Annotated in this window: 18 protein-coding genes, 2 tRNA genes and 1 pseudogene; 5 read left to right on the top strand and 16 right to left on the bottom strand. The window is 68.1% G+C overall.

Annotated elements, in window-relative coordinates; all coding sequences use genetic code 11:
• Positions 1–136: 136 nt before the first annotated feature.
• The 5 genes from OO70_RS26165 to OO70_RS26145 form a co-directional block, all read right to left on the bottom strand.
• Positions 137–1156 carry a rod shape-determining protein gene (locus OO70_RS26165; RefSeq protein WP_019063224.1) on the bottom strand — a complete coding sequence of 340 codons (1020 nt, stop codon included), beginning with the start codon at positions 1154–1156 and terminating at the stop codon, positions 137–139.
• A 276-nt stretch (positions 1157–1432) separates the two neighbouring features.
• Positions 1433–1846, bottom strand: a complete 414-nt coding sequence (gene ndk, locus OO70_RS26160; protein ID WP_043676359.1) for a nucleoside-diphosphate kinase — start codon at positions 1844–1846, stop codon at positions 1433–1435.
• 78 nt (positions 1847–1924) lie between these two features.
• Positions 1925–2290 (bottom strand): DUF4233 domain-containing protein, encoded by a 366-nt coding sequence (locus tag OO70_RS26155; RefSeq protein ID WP_043676356.1) that lies wholly within the window; start codon positions 2288–2290, stop codon positions 1925–1927.
• Between the two features lie 6 nt (positions 2291–2296).
• Positions 2297–3784, bottom strand: coding sequence for a bifunctional tetrahydrofolate synthase/dihydrofolate synthase (gene folC, locus OO70_RS26150; RefSeq protein WP_043676354.1), 1488 nt, complete (start codon positions 3782–3784; stop codon positions 2297–2299).
• A gap of 140 nt (positions 3785–3924) precedes the next feature.
• Positions 3925–6549: a valine--tRNA ligase gene (locus tag OO70_RS26145; protein WP_043676352.1), complete on the bottom strand. Its 2625-nt coding sequence runs from the start codon at positions 6547–6549 to the stop codon at positions 3925–3927.
• 136 nt (positions 6550–6685) lie between these two features.
• Here OO70_RS26145 and OO70_RS26140 point away from each other — a divergent pair, with 136 nt between their 5' ends.
• Positions 6686–7654, top strand: a complete 969-nt coding sequence (locus tag OO70_RS26140; protein WP_043676350.1) for a membrane protein — start codon at positions 6686–6688, stop codon at positions 7652–7654.
• Between the two features lie 68 nt (positions 7655–7722).
• On the opposite strand, the gene clpX is transcribed toward OO70_RS26140, so the two are convergent.
• From clpX to OO70_RS26115, 5 genes are all read right to left on the bottom strand, one after another.
• The gene (clpX, locus tag OO70_RS26135) at positions 7723–9012 is read right to left on the bottom strand and encodes an ATP-dependent Clp protease ATP-binding subunit ClpX (protein ID WP_043676733.1); all 1290 of its coding nucleotides are present in this window, start codon (positions 9010–9012) and stop codon (positions 7723–7725) included.
• Between the two features lie 161 nt (positions 9013–9173).
• Positions 9174–9854, bottom strand: coding sequence for an ATP-dependent Clp protease proteolytic subunit (locus OO70_RS26130; RefSeq protein ID WP_043676348.1), 681 nt, complete (start codon positions 9852–9854; stop codon positions 9174–9176).
• A gap of 50 nt (positions 9855–9904) precedes the next feature.
• Entirely contained in the window at positions 9905–10507 is a 603-nt protein-coding gene (locus tag OO70_RS26125; RefSeq protein WP_043676731.1) for an ATP-dependent Clp protease proteolytic subunit, read from the bottom strand.
• Between the two features lie 341 nt (positions 10508–10848).
• Entirely contained in the window at positions 10849–12213 is a 1365-nt protein-coding gene (tig, locus tag OO70_RS26120; protein WP_043676345.1) for a trigger factor, read from the bottom strand.
• Between the two features lie 224 nt (positions 12214–12437).
• Positions 12438–12514, bottom strand: a tRNA-Pro gene (locus tag OO70_RS26115).
• A 154-nt stretch (positions 12515–12668) separates the two neighbouring features.
• Between OO70_RS26115 and OO70_RS26110 the strand changes: the two genes are divergently transcribed.
• Positions 12669–12742 (top strand) — tRNA-Gly (locus tag OO70_RS26110).
• A 100-nt stretch (positions 12743–12842) separates the two neighbouring features.
• On the opposite strand, the gene OO70_RS26105 is transcribed toward OO70_RS26110, so the two are convergent.
• Positions 12843–13037: a hypothetical protein gene (locus tag OO70_RS26105; protein ID WP_026178055.1), complete on the bottom strand. Its 195-nt coding sequence runs from the start codon at positions 13035–13037 to the stop codon at positions 12843–12845.
• A 305-nt stretch (positions 13038–13342) separates the two neighbouring features.
• On the opposite strand from OO70_RS26105, the gene OO70_RS26100 reads away from it, so the two are divergent.
• Positions 13343–14464, top strand: a complete 1122-nt coding sequence (locus OO70_RS26100) for an acyltransferase family protein (protein WP_043676343.1) — start codon at positions 13343–13345, stop codon at positions 14462–14464.
• Between the two features lie 16 nt (positions 14465–14480).
• On the opposite strand, the gene OO70_RS26095 is transcribed toward OO70_RS26100, so the two are convergent.
• On the bottom strand, positions 14481–14939 hold the full coding sequence (locus tag OO70_RS26095) for an HD domain-containing protein (protein WP_043676341.1): 459 nt from the start codon (positions 14937–14939) through the stop codon (positions 14481–14483).
• A complete protein-coding gene (locus tag OO70_RS26090; protein WP_043676339.1) occupies positions 14936–16123 on the bottom strand; it encodes a PP2C family protein-serine/threonine phosphatase in 1188 nt (395 codons plus the stop codon). The genes OO70_RS26095 and OO70_RS26090 overlap by 4 nt, the downstream gene beginning before the upstream one ends.
• 162 nt (positions 16124–16285) lie before the next feature.
• On the opposite strand from OO70_RS26090, the gene OO70_RS26085 reads away from it, so the two are divergent.
• Positions 16286–17545 (top strand): GNAT family N-acetyltransferase, encoded by a 1260-nt coding sequence (locus OO70_RS26085; RefSeq protein WP_043676337.1) that lies wholly within the window; start codon positions 16286–16288, stop codon positions 17543–17545.
• A gap of 16 nt (positions 17546–17561) precedes the next feature.
• On the opposite strand, the gene OO70_RS26080 is transcribed toward OO70_RS26085, so the two are convergent.
• Together OO70_RS26080 and OO70_RS26075 are read right to left on the bottom strand one after the other, a co-directional pair.
• Positions 17562–18377, bottom strand: coding sequence for an Fpg/Nei family DNA glycosylase (locus OO70_RS26080; RefSeq protein WP_043676336.1), 816 nt, complete (start codon positions 18375–18377; stop codon positions 17562–17564).
• A 90-nt stretch (positions 18378–18467) separates the two neighbouring features.
• Positions 18468–18953, bottom strand: coding sequence for a ribose-5-phosphate isomerase (locus OO70_RS26075; protein ID WP_043676333.1), 486 nt, complete (start codon positions 18951–18953; stop codon positions 18468–18470).
• A 245-nt stretch (positions 18954–19198) separates the two neighbouring features.
• Between OO70_RS26075 and OO70_RS26070 the strand changes: the two genes are divergently transcribed.
• Positions 19199–20635, top strand: a complete 1437-nt coding sequence (locus tag OO70_RS26070; protein ID WP_043676729.1) for an amino acid permease — start codon at positions 19199–19201, stop codon at positions 20633–20635.
• A 6-nt stretch (positions 20636–20641) separates the two neighbouring features.
• Here OO70_RS26070 and OO70_RS26065 read toward each other — a convergent pair.
• Positions 20642–21426 (bottom strand): annotated as a pseudogene (locus OO70_RS26065) (serine/threonine protein kinase); the annotation flags it as partial.

The following is a 21426-nucleotide window of genomic DNA, read 5'->3' as shown; positions in this document are numbered from 1 at the left end:
GTGTGGTTCAGGTATGCAGGTGTATATGGAGGCCCGTCAGGTGTGAATGGGGGCCTATGTCGGAGCCTATGCCTCCGTATCAACGATCCGCCGCACGAGAGGAGATCATCCCGTACGGCGGAATCGAAGCGTTACGTCATCTGCGCGGCTGGGCGTCCAGAACCTGCTGGAGCGCCTCGAACTCCTCGACGCACTTGCCGGAGCCGAGCGCCACGCTGTCCAGCGGGTCCTCGGCGATGTGGATCGGCATTCCGGTCTCCCGGCGCAGCCGCTCGTCGAGACCCTGCAGCAGGGCTCCGCCGCCGGTCAGAACGATTCCGCGGTCCATGATGTCGCCGGACAGCTCCGGCGGGCACTTGTCGAGGGTCGTCTTCACCGCGTCGACGATCGCGTTGACGGGCTCTTCGATCGCCTTGCGTACTTCGGCGGCCGAGATGACGACTGTTTTCGGAAGGCCGGAGACCAGGTCCCGGCCGCGGATTTCGGTGTGCTGGTCGTCGTCGAGGTCGTACGCGGAACCGATCGTGATCTTGATCTGCTCAGCCGTCCGCTCACCCAGAAGGAGCGAGTACTCCTTCTTGATGTGCTGGATGATCGCGTTGTCCAACTCGTCGCCCGCGACGCGGATGGACTGGGCGGTGACGATGCCACCGAGCGAGATGACCGCGACCTCCGTGGTGCCGCCGCCGATGTCCACCACCATGTTGCCCGTGGCCTCGTGGACCGGCAGGCCGGAACCGATGGCCGCGGCCATGGGCTCCTCGATGATGTGCACCTGGCGGGCGCCGGCCTGGGACGACGCCTCGATGACGGCACGGCGCTCGACGCCCGTGATGCCCGAGGGCACACAGACGACGACACGGGGGCGGGCCAGATAGCGCCGCTTGTGGATCTTCAGGATGAAGTAGCGGAGCATGCGCTCGGTGATCTCGAAGTCGGCGATGACACCGTCCTTCAGCGGACGTACGGCAACGATGTTGCCGGGCGTGCGCCCGATCATCTTCTTGGCTTCGGAGCCGACCGCCAGAATGCCACCGGTGTTGGTGTTGATCGCGACGACGGACGGCTCGTTGAGTACGATCCCGCGACCCCTGACGTACACCAGCGTGTTGGCGGTCCCGAGGTCGACAGCCATGTCACGGCCGATGAACGACATTGAGTTCCCCATCAGGATTCGTCTGGCCTTCCTGGGAGCTTTTGAGGGCTTTTCAGGTCGGCGAAGTGGGTGCAGTGACGTGAAGGCTTCCATCGTAGACGCGCCATCACGAACACTGCGCGAGGGTCTTCGCCATTGTCAGCATGTGAGGCACTGCCTCGCTTGTGGAGACGGCCCAACGGGGGCACTCGTTCCCCCGATCGGCACGCATATGCCAAGAGACGGCCGGAAAATCGCGGCCGTCCCTGGTCAGGCATGTGGGTTACTGATGGAGATTCAGGAACGCCCCGGGAAGAAGATCTTCACCTCGCGTTCGGCGGACTCCTCCGAGTCCGAGGCGTGGATCAGGTTCTCCCGGACGATGACTCCGAAGTCCCCGCGGATCGAGCCCGGCGCGGCGGCGATCGGGTCGGTGGGACCGGCCAACTGACGTACGCCCTCGATGACCCGCTCGCCCTCGACGATCAGGGCGAGCACCGGGCCGGAGGCCATGAACTCCACCAGCGGCTCGTAGAAGGGCTTGCCCTTGTGCTCGCCGTAGTGCTGCTCCAGGGTGTCCTGGTCCAGGGTGCGCAGCTCCAGCGCGGTGATCCGCCAGTCGGCCTTGCGCTCGATCCGGCTGATGATCTCGCCGGTCAGGCCACGACGTACGGCGTCGGGCTTGAGCAGGACGAGGGTGCGCTGGGTCACGACGGGGCTCCTTCTGATCATGATGGTGCGGGTCGACTCACGACAAGCCCGAGGTTACAGGGCGTGTCCATGCGCCCATTACGCAACGTCAGGTGTAATGGAGTCCGCCTGCGCGGCCTGCGCCGCGAACCGCGCCTTCGCCTCGTCGATCTTCCGGCCGTAGTGCACCGACGCCCACCACAGGGCCGCGAAGATCGCCCCGAGGAAGAACATCGACGGCACCACGAAGCCCGACGCGATCAGCGCGATCTGCAGCGCCCAGCCGAGGACGACGCCGGCCGGCCGGGTCACCACTCCGCACAGAGCGACGGACAGGAACATCGCGATTCCGCTGACCGTCCACACGGTGGAGGTGGCCAGGTCCGGGTCCTTCATGGCGACCAGACCGGCGAACCCGATGACGAAGAACTCGCCGATCAGCGTCGAAGAACAGAGCGTACGCACGGAAACTCAGCCCCTCCCCAGGAGCAGTCGGGCCTCACCGACGGTGATGACGGAACCGGTGACGAGTACCCCGCCGCCGGCGAACTCGCCGTCCTCCTCGGCCAGCGTGATCGCGGCCTCCAGGGCGTCCGGCAACCGCGGCTCGACCTGCACGCGCTCGTCGCCGAACACCTCGACGGCGATCCCGGCCAGCTCGTCCACGTCCATCGCGCGGTGACTGGAGTTCTGCGTGACGACGACCTCGGCGAACATCGGCTCGAAGGCTTCGAGCAGCCCGCGGACGTTCTTGTCGCCGCTGGCCCCGACGACTCCGATCAGCCGACTGAAGTCGAAGGCCTCGGCGACGGCTTCGGCGGTTGCACGGGCGCCCGCGGGGTTGTGCGCCGCGTCCAGCACAACGGTCGGAGACCGTCTCACAACCTCCAACCGCCCCGGCGAGGTCACGGACGCGAACGCCTTGCGGACCGTGTCGATCGCGAGCGGATCGGGCCGCTGGGCACCGACACCGAAGAACGCCTCCACGGCGGCGAGCGCCACGGCCGCGTTGTGCGCCTGGTAGGGCCCGTGCAGCGGAAGGTAGATCTCCTCGTACTCCCCGCCGAGCCCGCGCAGATTGATGAGCTGCCCGCCGACGGCGACGTGCCGCGACACGACCCCGAACTCCAGCCCTTCCCGGGCCACGGTCGCGTCCACTTCGACAGCCTTCTTGAGCAGCACCTGCGCCGCGTCCACCGGCTGCTGCGCCAGGATCACGGTCGCGTCCTGCTTGATGATCCCGGCCTTCTCCGTGGCGATCTCACCGGTCGTCTCACCGAGCCGGTCGGTGTGGTCGAGATCGATGGGGGTGACTACGGCGACGTCGGCGTCGATGACGTTGGTGGCGTCCCAGGAGCCGCCCATCCCGACTTCCACTACGGCCACGTCGACGGGCGCGTCCGCAAAGGCGGCGTACGTCATGCCGGTCAGGACTTCGAAGAAGGAGAGCCGGAACTCCTGCTGGGCGTCGACCATCTCGACGTAGGGCTTGATGTCGTTGTACGTCTCGATGAACCGCTCGGCGGAGATCGGGGCGCCGTCGAGGCTGATGCGCTCGGTGATCGACTGGACGTGGGGGGAGGTGTAGCGGCCGGTGCGCAGTTCGAAGGCGCCGAGCAGTGCCTCGATCATGCGGGCCGTGGATGTCTTGCCGTTCGTGCCGGTGATGTGGATCGAGGGGTACGAGCGCTGGGGGTCTCCCAGGACGTCCATCAGGGCGGCGATACGGCTGACCGACGGCTCGAGCTTCGTTTCGCCCCAGCGGGTGGCCAGGTCTGCCTCGACCTCGCGCAGGGCCTTGTCCAGTGCGGGGTCTTCAGGGCGCCCGGGGACGTCGGCCTGCGGCCCGCCGGTGCCCTGGGTGCGGAGGGTTCGGCTGCCGGCCTCGATGACCGCGAGGTCGGGGTCGCGGTCTGTCTCGGCCTCGATGATCTCGTCGAACGGGTCGCTGTCAGTCACGTGGGTCAGTCTACGGAGGTTGGGGTTGTGTTTCGTCTGCGGGCCCGGTGGGGGCTGGTCGCGCAGTTCCCCGCGCCCCTAGGAAAGCGAGGGCACCCGGAGCTACAAAGCTTCAGATGCCCTCGCTGACGTACAGACCCTTACGCCTCCGGCAAGCCGTCCAGCTGGGTCTTGATTCGCGCAATGTCCTCGTCGGCCTTCGTCAGGCGGCCGCGGATCTTGTCGACCACGTTGTCCGGGGCCTTGGCCAGGAACGCCTCGTTGCCGAGCTTGGCTGTTGCCTGGGCCTTCTCCTTCTCCGCCGCCGCCAGATCCTTCGCGAGGCGCTTCCGCTCCGCCGCGATGTCGATCGTGCCGGAGAGGTCGAGGGCGACCGTGGCGCCGCCGACCGGGAGGGTCGCCGTCGCCGCGAAGGCTTCGCCCTCCGGCTGGAGGCGGAGGAGCTGGCGGATGGCGGCCTCGTGAGGGGCGAGGGCCGTGCCGGTCAGGGTGAGGCGGGCCGGGACGCGCTGGCCGGGCTGGAGGCCCTGGTCGGCGCGGAAACGGCGGACCTCGGTGATGACCTGCTGGAGGGTCTCGATCTCCTTCTCGGCGGCGGTGTCCCGGAAGCCCGAGTCCTTCGGCCAGTCCGCGATGACGATCGACTCGCCGCCCGTGAGTGTCGTCCAGAGCGTCTCCGTGACGAACGGGACGATCGGGTGCAGCAACTTCAGGGTGACGTCCAGGACTTCGCCGAGGACGCGCTTGGAGACCTCGGCCGGCTCGCCGCCCGCCAGGAAGGTCGTCTTGGACAACTCGACGTACCAGTCGAAGACTTCGTCCCACGCGAAGTGGAACAGCGCGTCGGAGAGCTTCGCGAACTGGTAGTCCTCGTAGAGCGCGTCGACTTCGGCGACGGTGGAGTTGAGGCGGGACAGGATCCAGCGGTCCGTCGCCGACATCTCCGACGCGTCGGGCAGGTCGCCCTCGATCGTCGCGCCGTTCATGAGGGCGAAACGGGTCGCGTTCCAGAGCTTGTTGGCGAAGTTGCGGGAGCCCTGGACCCAGTCCTCGCCGATCGGGACGTCGACGCCCGGGTTGGCGCCGCGCGCGAGGGTGAAACGCAGCGCGTCGGAGCCGTACTTGTCCATCCAGTCGAGCGGATTGACCGCGTTCCCGAAGGACTTGGACATCTTCTTGCCGAACTGGTCGCGGACCATGCCGTGCAGGGCGATGGTGTGGAACGGCGGGGTGCCGTCCATCGCGTACAGGCCGAACATCATCATCCGGGCGACCCAGAAAAAGAGGATGTCGTAGCCGGTGACCAGGACGGAGTTCGGGTAGAACTTCGCGAGCGACTCGGTCTGTTCGGGCCAGCCGAGGGTGGAGAAGGGCCACAGGCCGGAGGAGAACCAGGTGTCGAGGACGTCGGTGTCCTGGTGCCAGCCCTCGCCCGTCGGAGCCTCGTCGTCGGGGCCGACGCAGACGACCTCGCCGTTCGGGCCGTACCAGACCGGGATGCGGTGGCCCCACCACAACTGCCGTGAGATGCACCAGTCGTGGAGGTTGTCGACCCAGTCGAAGTAGCGCTTCTCCATCTCCTGGGGGTGGATCTTGACGCGGCCGTCACGGACCGCGTCGCCGGCCGCCTTCGCGAGCGGGCCGACCTTGACCCACCACTGCATGGACAGCCGCGGCTCGATGGTCGTCTTGCAGCGCGAGCAGTGGCCGACGGAGTGGACGTAGGGCCGCTTCTCGGCGACGATCCGGCCCTCGGCGCGCAGCGCGGCGACGATCGCCGAGCGGGCTTCGAGGCGGTCCTGGCCCTGGAAGGGGCCGGGGACGGTGATGACGGCGTGCTCGTCCATGACCGTGATGGCCGGGAGGTCGTGCCGCTGGCCGATCTCGAAGTCGTTCGGGTCGTGGGCCGGGGTGACCTTGACGGCACCCGTGCCGAACTCGGGGTCGACGTGCTCGTCCGCGACGACCGGGATGGAACGGTCGGTCAGCGGCAGCCTGATGAGCTTGCCGACGAGGTGCTTGTAGCGCTCGTCGTCGGGGTGAACGGCGACGGCCGTGTCACCGAGCATGGTCTCGGCGCGAGTTGTGGCGACGACGATGGTCTCGTCACCCTCGCCGTACTTCATGGAGACGAGCTCGCCGTCGTCGTCCTGGTACTCGACCTCGATGTCGGAGATCGCGGTGAGGCAGCGGGGGCACCAGTTGATGATGCGCTCGGCGCGGTAGATCAACTCGTCGTCGTAGAGCCGCTTGAAGATGGTCTGGACGGACTGGGAGAGTCCCTCGTCCATGGTGAAGCGCTCGCGCGACCACGCGACACCGTCGCCGAGGCGGCGCATCTGCCCGGAGATCTGCCCGCCGGACTCGCCCTTCCACTGCCAGACCCGCTCGACGAAGGCCTCGCGGCCCAGGTCGTGGCGGGACTTGCCCTCCTTGCCCAGCTCGCGCTCGACGACGTTCTGCGTGGCGATACCGGCGTGGTCCATGCCGGGCTGCCACAGCGTCTCGTAGCCCTGCATGCGCTTGCGGCGCGTGAGGGCGTCGATGAGCGTGTGCTCGAAGGCGTGCCCCAGGTGGAGCGAGCCCGTGACGTTCGGCGGCGGGATGACGATCGTGTACGGCGGCTTCTCGCTCTTCGCGTCCGCCTCGAAGTAACCCCGCTCCACCCAGCGCTCGTACAGCGGCCCCTCTACATCGGCCGGCGCGTACTGGGTCGGCAGTTCGGAGTCGGGCGCTGGTGGCTGCTGCTGAGCGTTCTCGGTCACGGGGTTCAGTTTAGGGGTGTCGCGGGGGTGTCCCGAAACGCCTTTGTTCTGTAACGGTGCGCCCCCCGATGCCATGCGTTCCCTGTGGCTCCGCCAGGATGTCAGGAACACATAAGCATCTGGAGGGGAACCCAGAATGAGCTACAACCAGCCGGGCCCGTACGGCGGGCAGCCTCAGCAGCCCGGACCGTACGGTCAGCCGGGTCCCTACGGCCAGCCTCCGCAGCAGGCGCCGCAGGGCGCCCCTCAGCCCGGCTACGGCTACCCCCAGCAGGCTCCGCCCGCCCAGCCCGGTTACGGCTACCCGCAGCAGCCTCCGCAACAGCCGAACCCCTACGGCCAGCAGCCGCAGCCGCCGTACGGTCAGCAGCCGCCCTACGGCCAGCCCCCGTACGGCGTTCCGCAGCCCCCGGCGCCCGGTGGCGGCAAGAAGAAGACGGGGCTCGTCATCGGCGCGGTGGCGGTCGTGGCCGCCGTCGCGGTCGGGGCGTACTTCGTGATCGGTGGCGGCGGCAGCAACGGTGTCGCCGACGACGGGGCGCACAAGCTGACGGCTCCGGCGACGGTCATCGACGGGACGTACAAGAAGTCCGGTGACGCCGGCTCCGAGGACTCGCTGACCAAGGACGACAAGGCCGACTTCGAGAAGTGGGGCGTGAAGAACCCCGTGGAGGTCAGCGCCGGTTACGAGAACGGCTCGGGCCTGTCCCAGAAGAGCCTTTCCTTCGACGGCGTGTACGGCTCGATCGACGACCCCGAGGCCGTCGTGGACGCCATGTTCGCCAAGGTGAAGTCGGAGTCCGAGAAGGACAAGACCACCGAGGGCAAGATGATCGGCAGCCCGGAGAAGGTCACTCCCGCGGGCTTCTCCAACGGGATCATGAAGTGCCAGGTCGCCGAGATCGAGAACACCGACACGTCGAGCACCGGCGCCGGTGCCGCGAAGACCATCAAGATGCCGATGTGCATCTGGGGCGACCACAGCACCGTCGCCGTCGTCAGCGCGTTCGGGATCGCCGAACTCGCCGCGGGCAACGGCGGCACCGTCGAGAGCACGGCGTCCCTCGCCGCGAAGCTCCGCGACGACGTCCGCGTGAAGGCCTGACACACGGCCCAACCACGAAGGGGCCCCGGTCGGTTGACCGGGGCCCCTTCGTCGTTCGTGCGACGGCGTTACGCCGTCTTCTGCTCGCCCGGGCCTCGCCCGTTGCGCGCGTCCCGGGGGATCAGCGTCGGGTTGACGTTCGAGAGGACCACGTCCGCCGTGATGACGACGCGGGCCACGTCCTTGCGGGACGGGACCTCGTACATGACGCCCTGGAGGACTTCCTCCATGATGGCGCGCAGGCCGCGGGCGCCGGTCTGGCGGAGGATGGCCTGGTCGGCGATGGCTTCGAGGGCCTCGCGCTCGAAGTCCAGCTCCACGCCGTCGAGTTCGAAGAGGCGCTGGTACTGCTTGACCAGCGCGTTGCGCGGCTCGATGAGGATCTGGAGCAGGGCCTCGCGGTCCAGGTTGTGGACCGAGGTGATGACGGGCAGGCGGCCGATGAACTCGGGGATCATGCCGAACTTGACCAGGTCCTCGGGCATGACGTCCTCGAACTGGTCCTTGGCCTGCAGCTCCCGCTTCGAGCGGATCGTCGCGCCGAAGCCGATGCCCTTCGCGCCGGCCCTGGACTCGATGAGCTTCTCCAGGCCCGAGAAGGCGCCGCCCACGATGAACAGGACGTTCGTCGTGTCGATCTGGATGAACTCCTGGTGGGGGTGCTTCCGTCCGCCCTGCGGCGGGACCGAGGCCGTCGTGCCCTCCAGGATCTTCAACAGGGCCTGCTGGACGCCCTCGCCGGACACGTCACGCGTGATCGACGGGTTCTCGCTCTTGCGGGCCACCTTGTCGATCTCGTCGATGTAGATGATCCCGGTCTCGGCCTTCTTGACGTCGTAGTCCGCCGCCTGGATCAGCTTCAGCAGGATGTTCTCGACGTCCTCGCCGACGTAGCCCGCCTCCGTGAGCGCGGTCGCGTCGGCGATCGCGAACGGGACGTTCAGCATGCGGGCCAGGGTCTGTGCGAGGAGGGTCTTGCCCGAGCCCGTGGGGCCGAGCAGCAGGATGTTGGACTTCGCCAACTCGATGGCGTCCTCGCGACTTTGGCCGCCGCCGTTCTCACCGGCCTGGACGCGCTTGTAGTGGTTGTACACCGCGACGGAGAGCGCCTTCTTGGCGGACTCCTGCCCGACCACATAACCCTCGAGGAACTCGTAGATCTCGCGGGGCTTGGGGAGTTCCTCCCAGCGCACCTCGCTCGTCTCCGCGAGTTCTTCCTCGATGATCTCGTTGCAGAGGTCGATGCACTCGTCGCAGATGTACACACCGGGCCCTGCGATGAGCTTCTTGACCTGCTTCTGGCTCTTGCCGCAGAACGAGCACTTGAGCAGATCGCCGCCGTCACCGATGCGTGCCACGGTGTGCTTCCCCTTCGCCTGGGAGACGCCTAGGTCCAGCGGCTCCTGGTGCTGCCTTATGTCCGACGGTACCTTGCCGGGCCCCCCGTTCGGGCCCCCCTTGGCACGGTTCACTTCCACGTGGACCGTGCCAAGGGGTGTTGGACGATACAGAGTCCGGGTCAGCGGACGTCGGCGTTGTTCATCTTCCGGGTGGAGATGATCTGGTCGATCAGGCCGTACGACAGGGCGTCCTCGGCCGTGAGGATCTTGTCGCGCTCGATGTCCTCGCGGATCTTGTCGAGAGGCGTGGTCGAGTGCTTGGCCAGCATGTCCTCCAGCTGGGCACGCATGCGGAGGATCTCGTTGGCCGCGATCTCGAGGTCGGAGACCTGGCCCCGGCCCGTCTCGCTGTACGGCTGGTGGATCAGCACACGGGCGTTCGGAAGTGCCATGCGCTTGCCGGGGGTGCCGGCGGCCAGCAGGACGGCGGCGGCGGAGGCCGCCTGGCCCATGCAGACCGTCTGGACGTCCGGCTTCACGAACTGCATCGTGTCGTAGATCGCAGTCAGCGCCGTGAAGGAGCCGCCGGGGCTGTTGATGTAGATCGAGATGTCGCGGTCGGGGTCCATCGACTCCAGGCACAGCAGCTGCGCCATGACGTCGTTGGCCGACGCGTCGTCGATCTGGACTCCGAGGAAGATCACGCGCTCCTCGAAGAGCTTCGCGTACGGGTCGTACTCGCGCACGCCCTGCGAGGTGCGCTCCACGAAGCGCGGGATCACGTACCGGGACTCGGCGGCCGGGGCCGTGTATTCGGCTCGTGCGTGGTCGTACAGGCCGTTGCCGGGGAAGTCGTTCACTGTCTCTCTCCTAGGGGCTGTGGCGGTCGGCTGGGGGCTGCGCTGGGGCCTCAGGCCCCGGTGCCGCCGCCGCCCGGCATACCGGCGGCCGTGGGAATCACGTCGTCGATCAAGCCGTACTCCTTGGCCTCGTCGGCGTCGAACCAACGGTCCCGGTCGGAGTCGCGAGTGATCTGCTCAATGGTCTGGCCGGTGTGGAAGGACGTCAGCTCGGCCATGCGCTTCTTGGTGTGCAGCAGCCGCTCCGCGTGGATCTTGATGTCGGAGGCCGAACCGGCCAGGCCGGCGGAGGGCTGGTGGATCAGGATCTCGGCGTTCGGGAGGGCGAAGCGCTTGCCCGGGGTGCCCGCGCTGAGAAGGAACTGGCCCATGGAGGCGGCGAGGCCCATGGCGATGGTCACCACGTCGTTCTTGATGAACTGCATGGTGTCGTAGATCGCCATGCCGGCCGTGATCGAGCCGCCGGGGCTGTTGATGTAGAGGTAGATGTCCTTGTCGGGGTCGGCGGCAAGGAGGAGGAGCTGTGCGGTGATCTTGTTCGCGATGTCGTCGTCGACCGCCTGGCCGAGGAAGATGATCCGCTCACCGAGCAGTCGGTTGTAGACCTGGTCGCCGAGGCCACCGAAAGAGGGCTCGCCGGCGGCTGTAGGCATCAGATTCGTCACGTATCCACCTGCTCGTCTTTACGACGGCGCCGGGCCGTCTCACGTGTACTGCCGGGGGCAACGGGGACTCCCCTGCCCTCGTATTCATGGACCCTAACGCGCGGGTCCCTTCGGAGAATCCCGCAAAGGGAACTGTTCGCTGTCAGCACACAGCGCTGCGCTGGCCTGAGCGGAATCCCTCGCGGTGGGGTGGGTGCGGTCTGTGGCGGGGCTGCGGGTGAGTGGGGGCTGAGCGCGCCGTTCCCCGCGCCCCTTCAGGGCGCGTCCAGCGAACGTAGACAAAAGGGCCCCGGGGCTTGTCGCATCCCCGGGGCCCCTCGTCCTGCTGCTTACGCCTCGGTGGGCTCCTCGACGGCGGCCTCGACGGTTTCCGCCGTCTCGTCCTCGTCGTCCAGGTCAACGATCTCGCCGTTGGTGTCCTTGACCGTGGCGGCCTCTACGACGACGGCCAGGGCCTTACCGCGGGCGACCTCGCCGACCAGGAGGGGGACCTGGCCGCCTTCTACGACGGCCTGGGCGAACTGGTCGGGGGACATGCCGGAGGAGGCCGCGCGGCGCATGAGGTGCTCGGTGAGCTCCTCCTGGTTGACGTTCAGCTTCTCCTTGTTGACGAGCTCGTCGAGGACGAACTGCGTCTTGATGCCCTTGACCGCGGCTTCCTTGGTCTCGGCGTCGAACTCCTCGGCCGTCTTGCCCTGGATCTCGAGGTACTTCTCGAGGTCGAGGCCCATCTGGCCGAGCTGGTGGTGCTCCAGGTTGTGCTTGCGGGTGTTGATCTCGTCCTCGAGCAGCTTCTCGGGGACGGGCACCTCGACGAGCTCGAGCAGCTTGTCCAGGACGCGCTCCTGGGCCTGCGTGGCCTGGTCGTACTGCTTCATGTTCTCGAGGCGCTTGCGGCTGTCGGCGCGCAGCTCCTCCAGGGTGTCGAACTCGGAGGCGAGCTGAGCGAACTCGTCGTCCAGCGCGGGCAGTTCGCGGGCGGCGACCTGGGTGACCTTGACGGTGACCTGGGCCTCCTGGCCGGCCGCGGAGCCGCCCTTGAGCTCGGAGGCGAAGGTGGCCTCGCCACCGGCCTCCAGGCCCGTCACGGCCTCGTCGATGCCTTCGAGCAGCTCGCCGGAACCGATGGTGTACGAGACGCCCTCGGCGACGCCGTCCTCGAGGATCTCGCCGTCGACCTTGGCCTCCAGGTCGAGGGTGACGACGTCACCGTCGACGGCGGCGCGCTCGACCGGGGAGGTCGCGGCGAAGCGCTCACGAAGCTGCTCGACCGACTTGTCGATGTCCTCTTCGCTGACCTCTACGGCGTCGACCTCGACCTCGATGCCCGAGTAGTCCGGGATCTCGATGGTCGGGCGGATGTCGACCTCGGCGGTGAAGTTCAGCGTCTCGCCGTCCTTCAGCTCCGTGATGTCGACCTCGGGCTGGCCGAGCGGGTTGAGCTCCGCCTCGTTGACCGCCTCGGTGTAGAACTTCGGAAGCGCGTCGTTGACCGCCTCCTCCAGGACCGCACCGCGGCCGAACCGCTGGTCGATGACGCGAGCCGGGATCTTGCCCTTCCGGAAGCCCTTCACCGTGACCTGCTGGTTGATCTTCTTGTACGCCGCGTCGAGGCTGTCCTTGAGCTCCTCGAAGGGCACCTCGATGCTGAGCCGAACCCGGGTCGGGTTCAGGGTCTCCACGGCGCTCTTCACGGTTCGGTCTCCTTGGGGGCTGACTTCTTGGGTTGCGGACCCAGACAGGTCCGGCGGTTTCTGGTCGCCCGGAGGACTTCAAAGTGTGAGAGACACACGGGCGCGCAGCTTGCATAGTAGCCGCAGCGGCTGGACGCCCCAAAAGGCGATCTCACGAGGTACTCGTGTGGTACCGGTCCTGCTGCCGGTCCCGAAGGTCCAACAGGTCCGACAGGTCCGGTAGGTGGTCGGGGTGGCGGGATTTGAACCCACGGCCTTCCGCTCCCAAAGCGGACGCGCTACCAAGCTGCGCCACACCCCGTCTGGTGCGACACGTAGGGTACATGCCCGCAGGCAGTGGGGCCGCCGCATTTCACGAGCGCCGGGGGTGCGGGGAAAGGGGGTGTGCGCCGAGGGTGCCCGACCCGCTACGATGCTCTCTGTGCCGCGGTCTTCTGACCTGCGGCGCGTCATGCGCGGGCGTAGCTCAATGGTAGAGCACTAGTCTTCCAAACTAGCTACGCGGGTTCGATTCCCGTCGCCCGCTCCACACATCTCAGGGCCAGGCCAGAGGATCGTTCCTCGACCTGGCCCTGAGTCGTTCCCGGGGGCTTTCCCGGTCCCGACCCGGACCCGGACCCGGTCCCGACTCAGAAGCTGATCGAGTTGATCGTCTCGGCTATCGAGTTCAGGAACCGGTTGATGGACGGTGCCATGCCGGTCGAGGCGAGGAAGAAGCCGAAGAGGATGGCGACTATGGCTGGGCCCGCCTTGATCGATCCCCCTCGGATCAACACCACCAGGATGATCGCCAACAGCAGCACCACAGACAGTGAAATGGCCACAACTGATCACACCCTCGGTCGGTCCGCTCTCCCGGCCCGGGGGCGCCACCGCGCGCACCCCCGCCAGAACCATCGTGCCACCAACGCGGCCCACGTATGCGGCGGGTGACGCATCGTTGGTCCCAAAGGTTCGAAAGAGATGCGTTCGCAATCGGTTCGAATTGTTGGCACGAGCATACGAACGGGCGTTCCCGGCATGGCGTTTTGCGCCTTTTGATCGGGATGAATCATGACATCGTGCGCATATTTCGGACGCGCGCTCGATGGTTTCACCGATTCCCACAGGCAACGCTAGGGTGCCTCAAATGTTCCACGCTGCCACGCCCTCGGGCCAGAACGAACAGAGCAAACAGAACGAACACACCAAACCGCGCGACGCGTTCTTCGACAACGCGAAGTACCTGGCGATCCTGCTGGTCGCCATCGGGCACTCCTGGGAGCCCCTCAAGGGCGACAGCAGAGTGCTGCAGGGCCTGTATCTGGTCGTGTACAGCTTCCACATGCCGGCCTTCATCATCATCTCCGGCTACTTCTCCCGGAGTTTCGACCTCGGCCCGGCCCGACTGAAGCGGCTCCTCACCGGCGTCCTGGTGCCGTACATCGTCTTCGAGATCGCGTACTCGCTCTTCAGCCGCTACGGCAACGACGACCCGCACCAGCGGATCACCCTCCTCGACCCGCTATATCTCACCTGGTTCCTCTGCGCGTTGTTCCTCTGGCGGCTGACCACCCCGATCTGGAAACTGGTCCGGCACCCGCTGCCGATCGCCCTCGGGCTCGCCATGCTCGCGTCCTGCACCCCGGACATGACCGACGACTTCGATCTGCAGCGGCTGGCGCAGTTCCTGCCGTACTTCGTGCTCGGTCTGGTCCTGAAGCCCGAGCACTTCCAGTGGGTGCGGCGGCGTGAGGTGCGTGTGCTGTCGGTGCCGTTGTTCGCGGGGGCCGCGGTGTTCGGCTGGTGGGCGGTGCCGCGGATGAACGCGAGTTGGGTCTACCACCACGACTCCGCGCAGGAGTTCGGCGCTCCCTGGTGGGCCGGGCCGGTGATGACGCTCCTGATGTTCGCCTGCTCGCTGCTGCTGACCGCCGGCTTCTACTCCTGGGTGCCGAGCCGGAGGACCTGGTTCACGGCGCTCGGCGCGGGCACCCTGTACGGCTATCTGCTGCACGGTTTCCTGGTCAAGGGCGCCGGTTACGCGGGCCTGTTCCACCACGCCTGGCTGCACCGGCCGTACGGCGTGCTCCTGGTGACCGGCCTCGCGGCCACCGCCGTCACGCTGCTGTGCACCCCGCCCGTACGACGGGTGTTCCGCTTCGCGATCGAACCGGACATGGAGTGGGCGTTCAGGCGCGACGCGGCCGAACTGGCCCGCGACCGCGGGCAGTTCGAGCAACACGTCGTACGGGAGAAGGTCAGCGCCTAGACCTGACGAAGCACTACTAGTCAGGGCCGGCCGTGAGGCCGAGAAGTGTGCGCATCCGTGCGTACTTCTCGGTCAGTCGGGTGCGGGTCGGTTCGTCGAGGACCGCGAGGCGGGCCGGGTCCGCGTTGTGCGCCAGGTCCGCCTCCTTCACGAGGAGCGCGCCGGGGGTCGCGAGAATGCGCCCGGCGTACGCCTCCGGGGGTTCCCCGGCCCGCTTGGTGACCGCGAGCACGATGTCCTTCGTACGACGGCTCAGCGCGGCCTCGCTCAGTCGGCGCTCGGTGAGTGCGTCGTCCTCCACGGAGTCGTGCAGCCAGGCCGCCGCGATCTGCTCGGCGTCCCCGCCCCGGGCGCGAACCCCCTCCGCTACGGCCTGGAGGTGCTCGGCGTAGGGGCGGCCCGCCTTGTCGGTCTGGCCGTCGTGGGCGGCACGGGCGAGGGTCTCGACCTCGGTGAGCGTGAGGAGCGTGGTCATCGCGCCGACGCCTGTGCCGCCGCCGTGGGTCCTTCCCGGCAGACCAGCAGCAGAGCCCGGTCGTCGTTGACGTCCTTGGCGACTGCCTCGATGAGGTGCCAGGCGGCGCCGTGGAAGCCGCCGGCGACATAGCGGTCGGCCTCGCCGGTGAGGCGGTCGATGCCCTCGACGATGTCGCGGTCGGAGGTCTCCACCAGGCCGTCTGTGAACAGCATCAACACGTCTCCGGGCCGGAGCGATCCCTTCACAGGGTCGAACTGGGCGCCGTCGTACACACCCAGCAGTGGCCCTTCCGCCGCCTTCTCCTCCCAGCGGCCGCTGCCCGCGCTGAGCTGGAGGCCCGGCGGGTGGCCTGCGGAGAAGAGTTCGTAGTCGCCGGAGTCGAGGTCCAGGACGAGGTGGATGGAGGTCGCGAAGCCCTCGTCCCAGTCCTGGCGGAGGAGATAGCCGTTGGCTGCGGGGAGGAAGGCGTGCGGGGGCAGGGAGCCCAGCAGGCCGCCGAAGGCGCCGGACAGGAGCAGGGCGCGGGAGCCCGCGTCCATGCCCTTGCCGGAGACGTCCGTGAGGACCACCTCCATGGTCCGACCACCGTTCGTCCGGGCCGCGACGACGAAGTCGCCGGAGAACGACTGGCCGCCGGCCGGCCGCAGCGCCATCTCCCGGTGCCAGCCCTGGGGCAGCTGCGGGAGCTTGCTCTGTACCCGGATGCGCTCGCGCAGGTCGAACAGCATGGTGCCGCCGCGCCGCCAGGGCACGCCCACCCGGCTGCGGAACTGCGCGATCAGCAGCCCGAAGAAACCGCACGCGGCCACCACGAGCACGACACCCGGGGTCACCCGCGACGGGCCCTCGGTGTACGGGCCGAGCTTCACCGACTCGACGATCAGGCCGGTGGCCGCCGCCGCGTACAGGCCGAGCAGGCTCGCGGGCCGCAGCAGCAGGCCGCCCGCGACGATCGGCAGGACCAGCGCGGACGGTGAGAACCACACCGCGTTGGCCAGGGTCATCGCCACGATCACCGGGATCGTGATCAGCAGCCCGGCCAGCGCGACCCAGTCCGAGCCGTCGCCGCGGAAGTAGTCGACGGCACTTCTGCGCAGGCCGGTGCGGACCCGGTGAACCAGCTTCTTCAACCGGGCCGTGAACGTGTCGGCCTCCGCGCGCCGCTCTCGTCCTGCTGCCATTAGTTCGGGACCCTATCCATCCGACCAGCCGCTTGGCACGGGAGGTCCCACTTGTCCCCCCTGCGAGGTTCAACTTCACAGTGAACTTCACCGGAGGCCGCTGTGCGGGCGCCGAGCGGAAATTCCCTGGCCCGTCCCGCAATGCGCTGGTAGGCATGGTCCATGGGGACAGATGCGAGCAACACGCGTGCGGAGCGGACCGAGCTGCGGGTACTGCGCCAGGACGAGTGGAACACCTGGTACGACAACCTGGTCACGGCCTTCGGTGGACTCCACGAGCCGCCCGAGGAGCGTGAGCTGTGGTCCCGGCTCACCGAGTTCGACCGCTCCCTCGGCGTCTGGGACGGCGACGCGTGCGTGGGGACCGCGGGCGCGTTCAGCTTCCGGCTCACCGTGCCCGGCGGCGCCTCCGTGCCCACCGCGGGCGTCACCATGGTCAGTGTGGCCGCCACCCACCGGCGGCGGGGCATCCTCACGTCGATGATGCGGCGGCAGTTGGACGACGTACGGTCCTGGGGCGAGCCGCTCGCCGTGCTGACGGCCTCCGAGCCGGTGATCTACGGCCGGTTCGGGTACGGCATCGCGACGATGAAGACGATGGCCGAGATCGACACCACCCGGGTACGGCTCTCGGTGCCGCCGGGCACGGACGACGTACGGCTGCGCTTCGTCGAACCCGGCGCCGTGCGCGACCAGTGCGAGGCGGTGTACGCGCGGCTGGTGGCCGGGCGGCCGGGCATGCTGGCGCGGCGGCCCGGGTGGGAGGATCTGCCGCTGCTGGACCCGGAGAGCGAGCGCAAGGGCTCGTCGCCGCTGCAGTGCGTGGTCGCGGAGCGGGACGGTGAAGTCGTCGGCTACACGCGGTACTTCGTCAAGCCCGAGTGGGACGGCCAGGGCCCCAAGGGGACCGTACGGCTGCGTGATCTGGAGGCGTTGGACCCGGCGTCGTACGCGGCGCTGTGGCGGTACCTCTGTGACATCGACCTGACGGGGAAGGTGGCGCTGCACAGCCGGCCCGTCGACGACGCCTGGCAGCATCTCGTCTCCGACATCCGCCGGTGCGCCGTCCGGCAGCACGACTCGCTGCACGTACGGCTGGTGGACCTGGGTGCCGCGCTGGAGGCACGGACCTACCAGACGCCCGTGGACGTCGTGTTCGAGGTCGAGGACGTCTTCTGCCCCTGGAACGAGGGGCGTTGGCGGCTCACCGGCGACGCGAAGGGCGCGTCCTGCAAGCGGACCGAGGAACCGGCCGATCTCGCGCTGTCCGTACGGGAGTTGGGGGCCGCGTATCTCGGCGGGGTGTCCCTCGCGTCGCTCGCGGGTGCCGGGCGGGTGCGGGAGCTGCGGGCGGGGGCGCTGGCGGAGGTCTCGCCGGCGTTCGGTTCGACGGTCGCGCCGTGGCTGCCGCACGGGTTCTAGAACATCCGTAACAGCCCTACCGCTTCTGGCAGTTGGGGCACCAGAACAGGTTGCGGGCGGCGAGGTCGGCGGTGCGGATCTCGCCGCCACAGATGTGGCAGGGCCGGTTCGCCCGGCGGTAGACGTAGACCTCGCCGCCGTGGTCGTCGACGCGCGGCGGGCGGCCCATCACCTCGGGGGTGTGTTCGGGGCGGACGGTGTCGATGCGGTTGTTGCGGACGCCCTCGCGCATCAGCTCGACGAGGTCGGCCCAGATCGCGTCCCACTCCGCGAGGGTGATGTCCTTGCCCGCGCGGTACGGGTCGATGCCGTGCCGGAAGAGGACCTCGGCGCGGTAGACGTTGCCGACGCCCGCGATGACCTTCTGGTCCATGAGGAGTGCGGCGATCGTCGTACGGCTGCGGGAGATACGGCGGTACGCGGCGCCCGGGTCCGTGTCCTGCGGCGGGCGCAGCGGGTCGGGGCCGAGGCGGTCGTGTATCGCCTGCTTCTCGGTGTCCGTGATCAGGGCGCAGGTCGTGGGGCCGCGGAGATCGACGTACGACGTGTCGTTCGCGAGGCGCAGGCGGACGGTGTCCGTGGGCGGGGGTGCGGGGGCTCCGCCGAAGTTCACCTTGCCGAAGAGGCCGAGGTGGATGTGGATCCAGTCGGCATCCCGGAAACCGAGGAACAGGTGCTTGCCGTGGGCTTCGGTGCGGGTGAGTTCCGTACCGTGCAGTAGTGCGGCGGCGTCGCTGAACTTGCCCTGGGGACTCGTGACTTGTACGGCTCGGTCGGCGAAGTGACTGCCGTAGTCCAGTGCAAGTCGGTGAATCGTGTGCCCTTCTGGCACCTGACGAACTTCCTTTCCCACCCGCCCACCCGTCGAGGTCAGTTGACGGGTGGGCGCTCCAAAGACCTCGGGGCTCCGCCCCGGACCCCGCTACTGCTGCGGGTGATGCGCCGGGATCTCCGGCAGGTCGCCCGTCGTCTCGTACTCCGTCAGCATGTCGATGCGACGGATGTGCCGCGGGTCCTCGGAGAACGGCGTCGCCAGAAACGTCTCGACGAACTTCGTCGCCTCGTCCTGCGTGTGCATCCGCGCCCCGACCGCGACGACGTTCGCGTTGTTGTGCTGCCGGCCGAGCGACGCGGTCTCCTCGCTCCAGGCGAGGGCCGCCCGTACGCCCTTGACCTTGTTCGCCGCGATCTGCTCGCCGTTGCCGGAGCCGCCGATGACGATGCCGAGGGCCTCGGGGTCGGCGGCCGTGCGCTCGGCGGCGCGGAGGCAGAAGGGCGGGTAGTCGTCCTGGGCGTCGAAGATGTGGGGCCCGCAGTCGACGGGCTCATGGCCCGCCTCCTTGAGCCACTCGACGAGGTGGTTCTTGAGTTCGAAGCCCGCATGGTCGGAGCCGAGATACACGCGCATGCGTCGAGTGTGACACGGCTGTTTCCGGGAGGCAGCTCCGGGTCCCGACCTCGTTAAATACAGGCAACGCCTCCGAACCTCAAGGAAACCTCAAGTAACGATCTGGATTCAGAGGTTCAGGAATTCCTTTACCTCCGATTCACTGGACCGACCCGTACGCCGCTCGTACGGGCACCCCCCACCGGCATCCCAACCGGCGTAAAGGAATTCCCCCCATGACTGCCCCCATGACTGATGGCTCCGGCATGACTGAAGGCTCCGGCCTCCAGGCAGGACTCAAGAACCGACATCTGTCGATGATCGCGATCGGCGGCGTCATCGGCGCCGGCCTGTTCGTCGGTTCCAGCTCCGGTATCGCGACCGCGGGACCCGGCATCCTGCTCTCCTACGCGCTCGTCGGCACGCTCGTGGTGCTGGTGATGCGCATGCTTGGCGAGATGTCGGCCGCGAACCCCACGTCCGGCTCGTTCTCCGCGCACGCCGACCGCGCGCTCGGCCGCTGGGCCGGTTTCTCGATCGGCTGGCTGTACTGGTTCTTCTGGGTCGTCGTGCTCGCCGTCGAGGCGACCGCCGGCGCCAAGATCCTCGAAGGGTGGATCCCCGCCGTACCGCAGTGGGGCTGGGCCCTGATCGTGATGGTGGTGCTGACCGCCACGAACCTCGTATCGGTCGGTTCCTACGGCGAGTTCGAGTTCTGGTTCGCCGGGATCAAGGTCGTGGCGATCGGCGCGTTCATCGTCGTCGGCGCGCTTGCGGTCTTCGGCGTGCTGCCCGGCGCCCACACCGACAAGGCCGGGCTCGGCAACCTCACCGACCACGGCGGTTTCCTGCCGAACGGCCCCGGCGCGATCCTCACCGGCGTCCTGCTGGTCGTCTTCTCCTTCATGGGCAGCGAGATCGCGACCCTGGCCGCCGGCGAGTCCGAGGACCCGCAGCGCGCGGTCACCAAGTCGACCAACAGCATCATCTGGCGCATCGGCGTCTTCTACCTCGGCTCGATCCTCGTCGTCGTCTGCCTGCTCCCCTGGAACGACCCGTCGATCAAGGAACAGGGCTCCTACGTGGCCGCCCTCGACTCCCTCGGCATCGCGCACGCCGGGCAGATCATGAACTTCATCGTGCTGACCTCGGTGCTGTCCTGCCTCAACTCCGGCCTCTACACGGCCTCCCGCATGGCCTTCTCGCTCGGCGGACGCGGTGACGCGCCGAAGGCGTTCGCCCGGACGACCTCCCGTGGCGTACCGATGGCGGCGATCATCGCGTCGGTCGTCTTCGGGTTCGTAGCGGTCTTCTTCAACTACGCCTTCCCTGACACCGTCTTCCTCTTCCTCGTCAACTCCTCAGGTGCGGTGGCCCTGTTCGTGTGGCTGGTGATCTGCGCGTCGCAGCTGCGCATGCGGCGGATCATCGAGCGCGAGTCGCCCGAGAAGCTTGTCGTGAAGATGTGGCTGTACCCGTATCTGACCTGGGCGACGATCGCCCTGATCGTGTTCGTCCTCGGCTACATGCTCACGGACACCGAGGGCGAGAGCAGCGGCCGTACGACCGTTCTGCTGTCGTTGGCGGTCGCGGCGGGCGTGCTGGCGGTCGCCGTGGTCAAGGAGCGGGTGCGGGGCGGGAAGGCGGTCGCGACCGCGGTCGCCGACACGGACACGGACACGGACAAGGTGTCTGTGGGCTAAGGGTGTTCACAGCACCACGAAGCTGTTCTTGACCTTGTCGTAGGTCTTCAGGGCCCGGGTCTCCACGTCCGGCTGGTACCAGGTGTTGATCTGGTACGACTTCCCGTCCTCGTCGAAGCCGAGCAGCCGGGCGTGCCAGGGAACGCCCTTGAGCGTGAACGTGTACTCCCAGACCACCGCCGGGTAGCCGCGGAACGTCGTCCTGTCGAGCCGGATCTTCCGGTAGTCCTGCCCCTTCCGCGCGCCCCGCTCCGAGGCCTCCCAGGTCTCCATCAGGTCGCCCCGGGCGAGCGACGACTTGCCGACCAGTTCCTGCGTGCCGTCCGAGGACGTGTAGTGCACCTCGGCCCCCGTCTTCAGATCCCGCCGCCAGCCGGCCGGCGTCGCCCACGCGAACCCACCCGCCTCCTGATGCGTGCCCGGGGGCAGGCTCCGGGGGCGGGAGGTGCCCTCGACTGTGGGGGACGGGGAGGAGGGGGAGAGGGACGAGGACGGGGACGGGGAAGAGGTGGAAGGGCTCGACGGTTCGGTGTGAGTCGCCGATGCGGTGGTGGACGCCGATGGGCTGCTGGATGCCTTCGACGCCGAGCCCGTGGCCGTGTCGTTGGACGAGCGGTTCCCGTTCACGAGGATCGTCCCGACGATCGCGCCTACGACCACTACGGCCGTGGCGGCGATCAGTCCGATACGGCGGCGGTGGTCGCGTTGGGTGCGGCGTGAGGTGAACGGCTGGGCGGGGCCCGGGAGTTCGGCGCCGGGCGACGGGGCGGCGGGGCGGGGCAGGCGGGCGG

The organism is Streptomyces xylophagus (assembly GCF_000716435.1).
GTDB lineage: Bacteria > Actinomycetota > Actinomycetes > Streptomycetales > Streptomycetaceae > Streptomyces > Streptomyces xylophagus.
The sequence above is the reverse complement of the archived record's forward strand: the minus strand, read 5'-3'. Positions and strand labels throughout refer to the sequence as shown.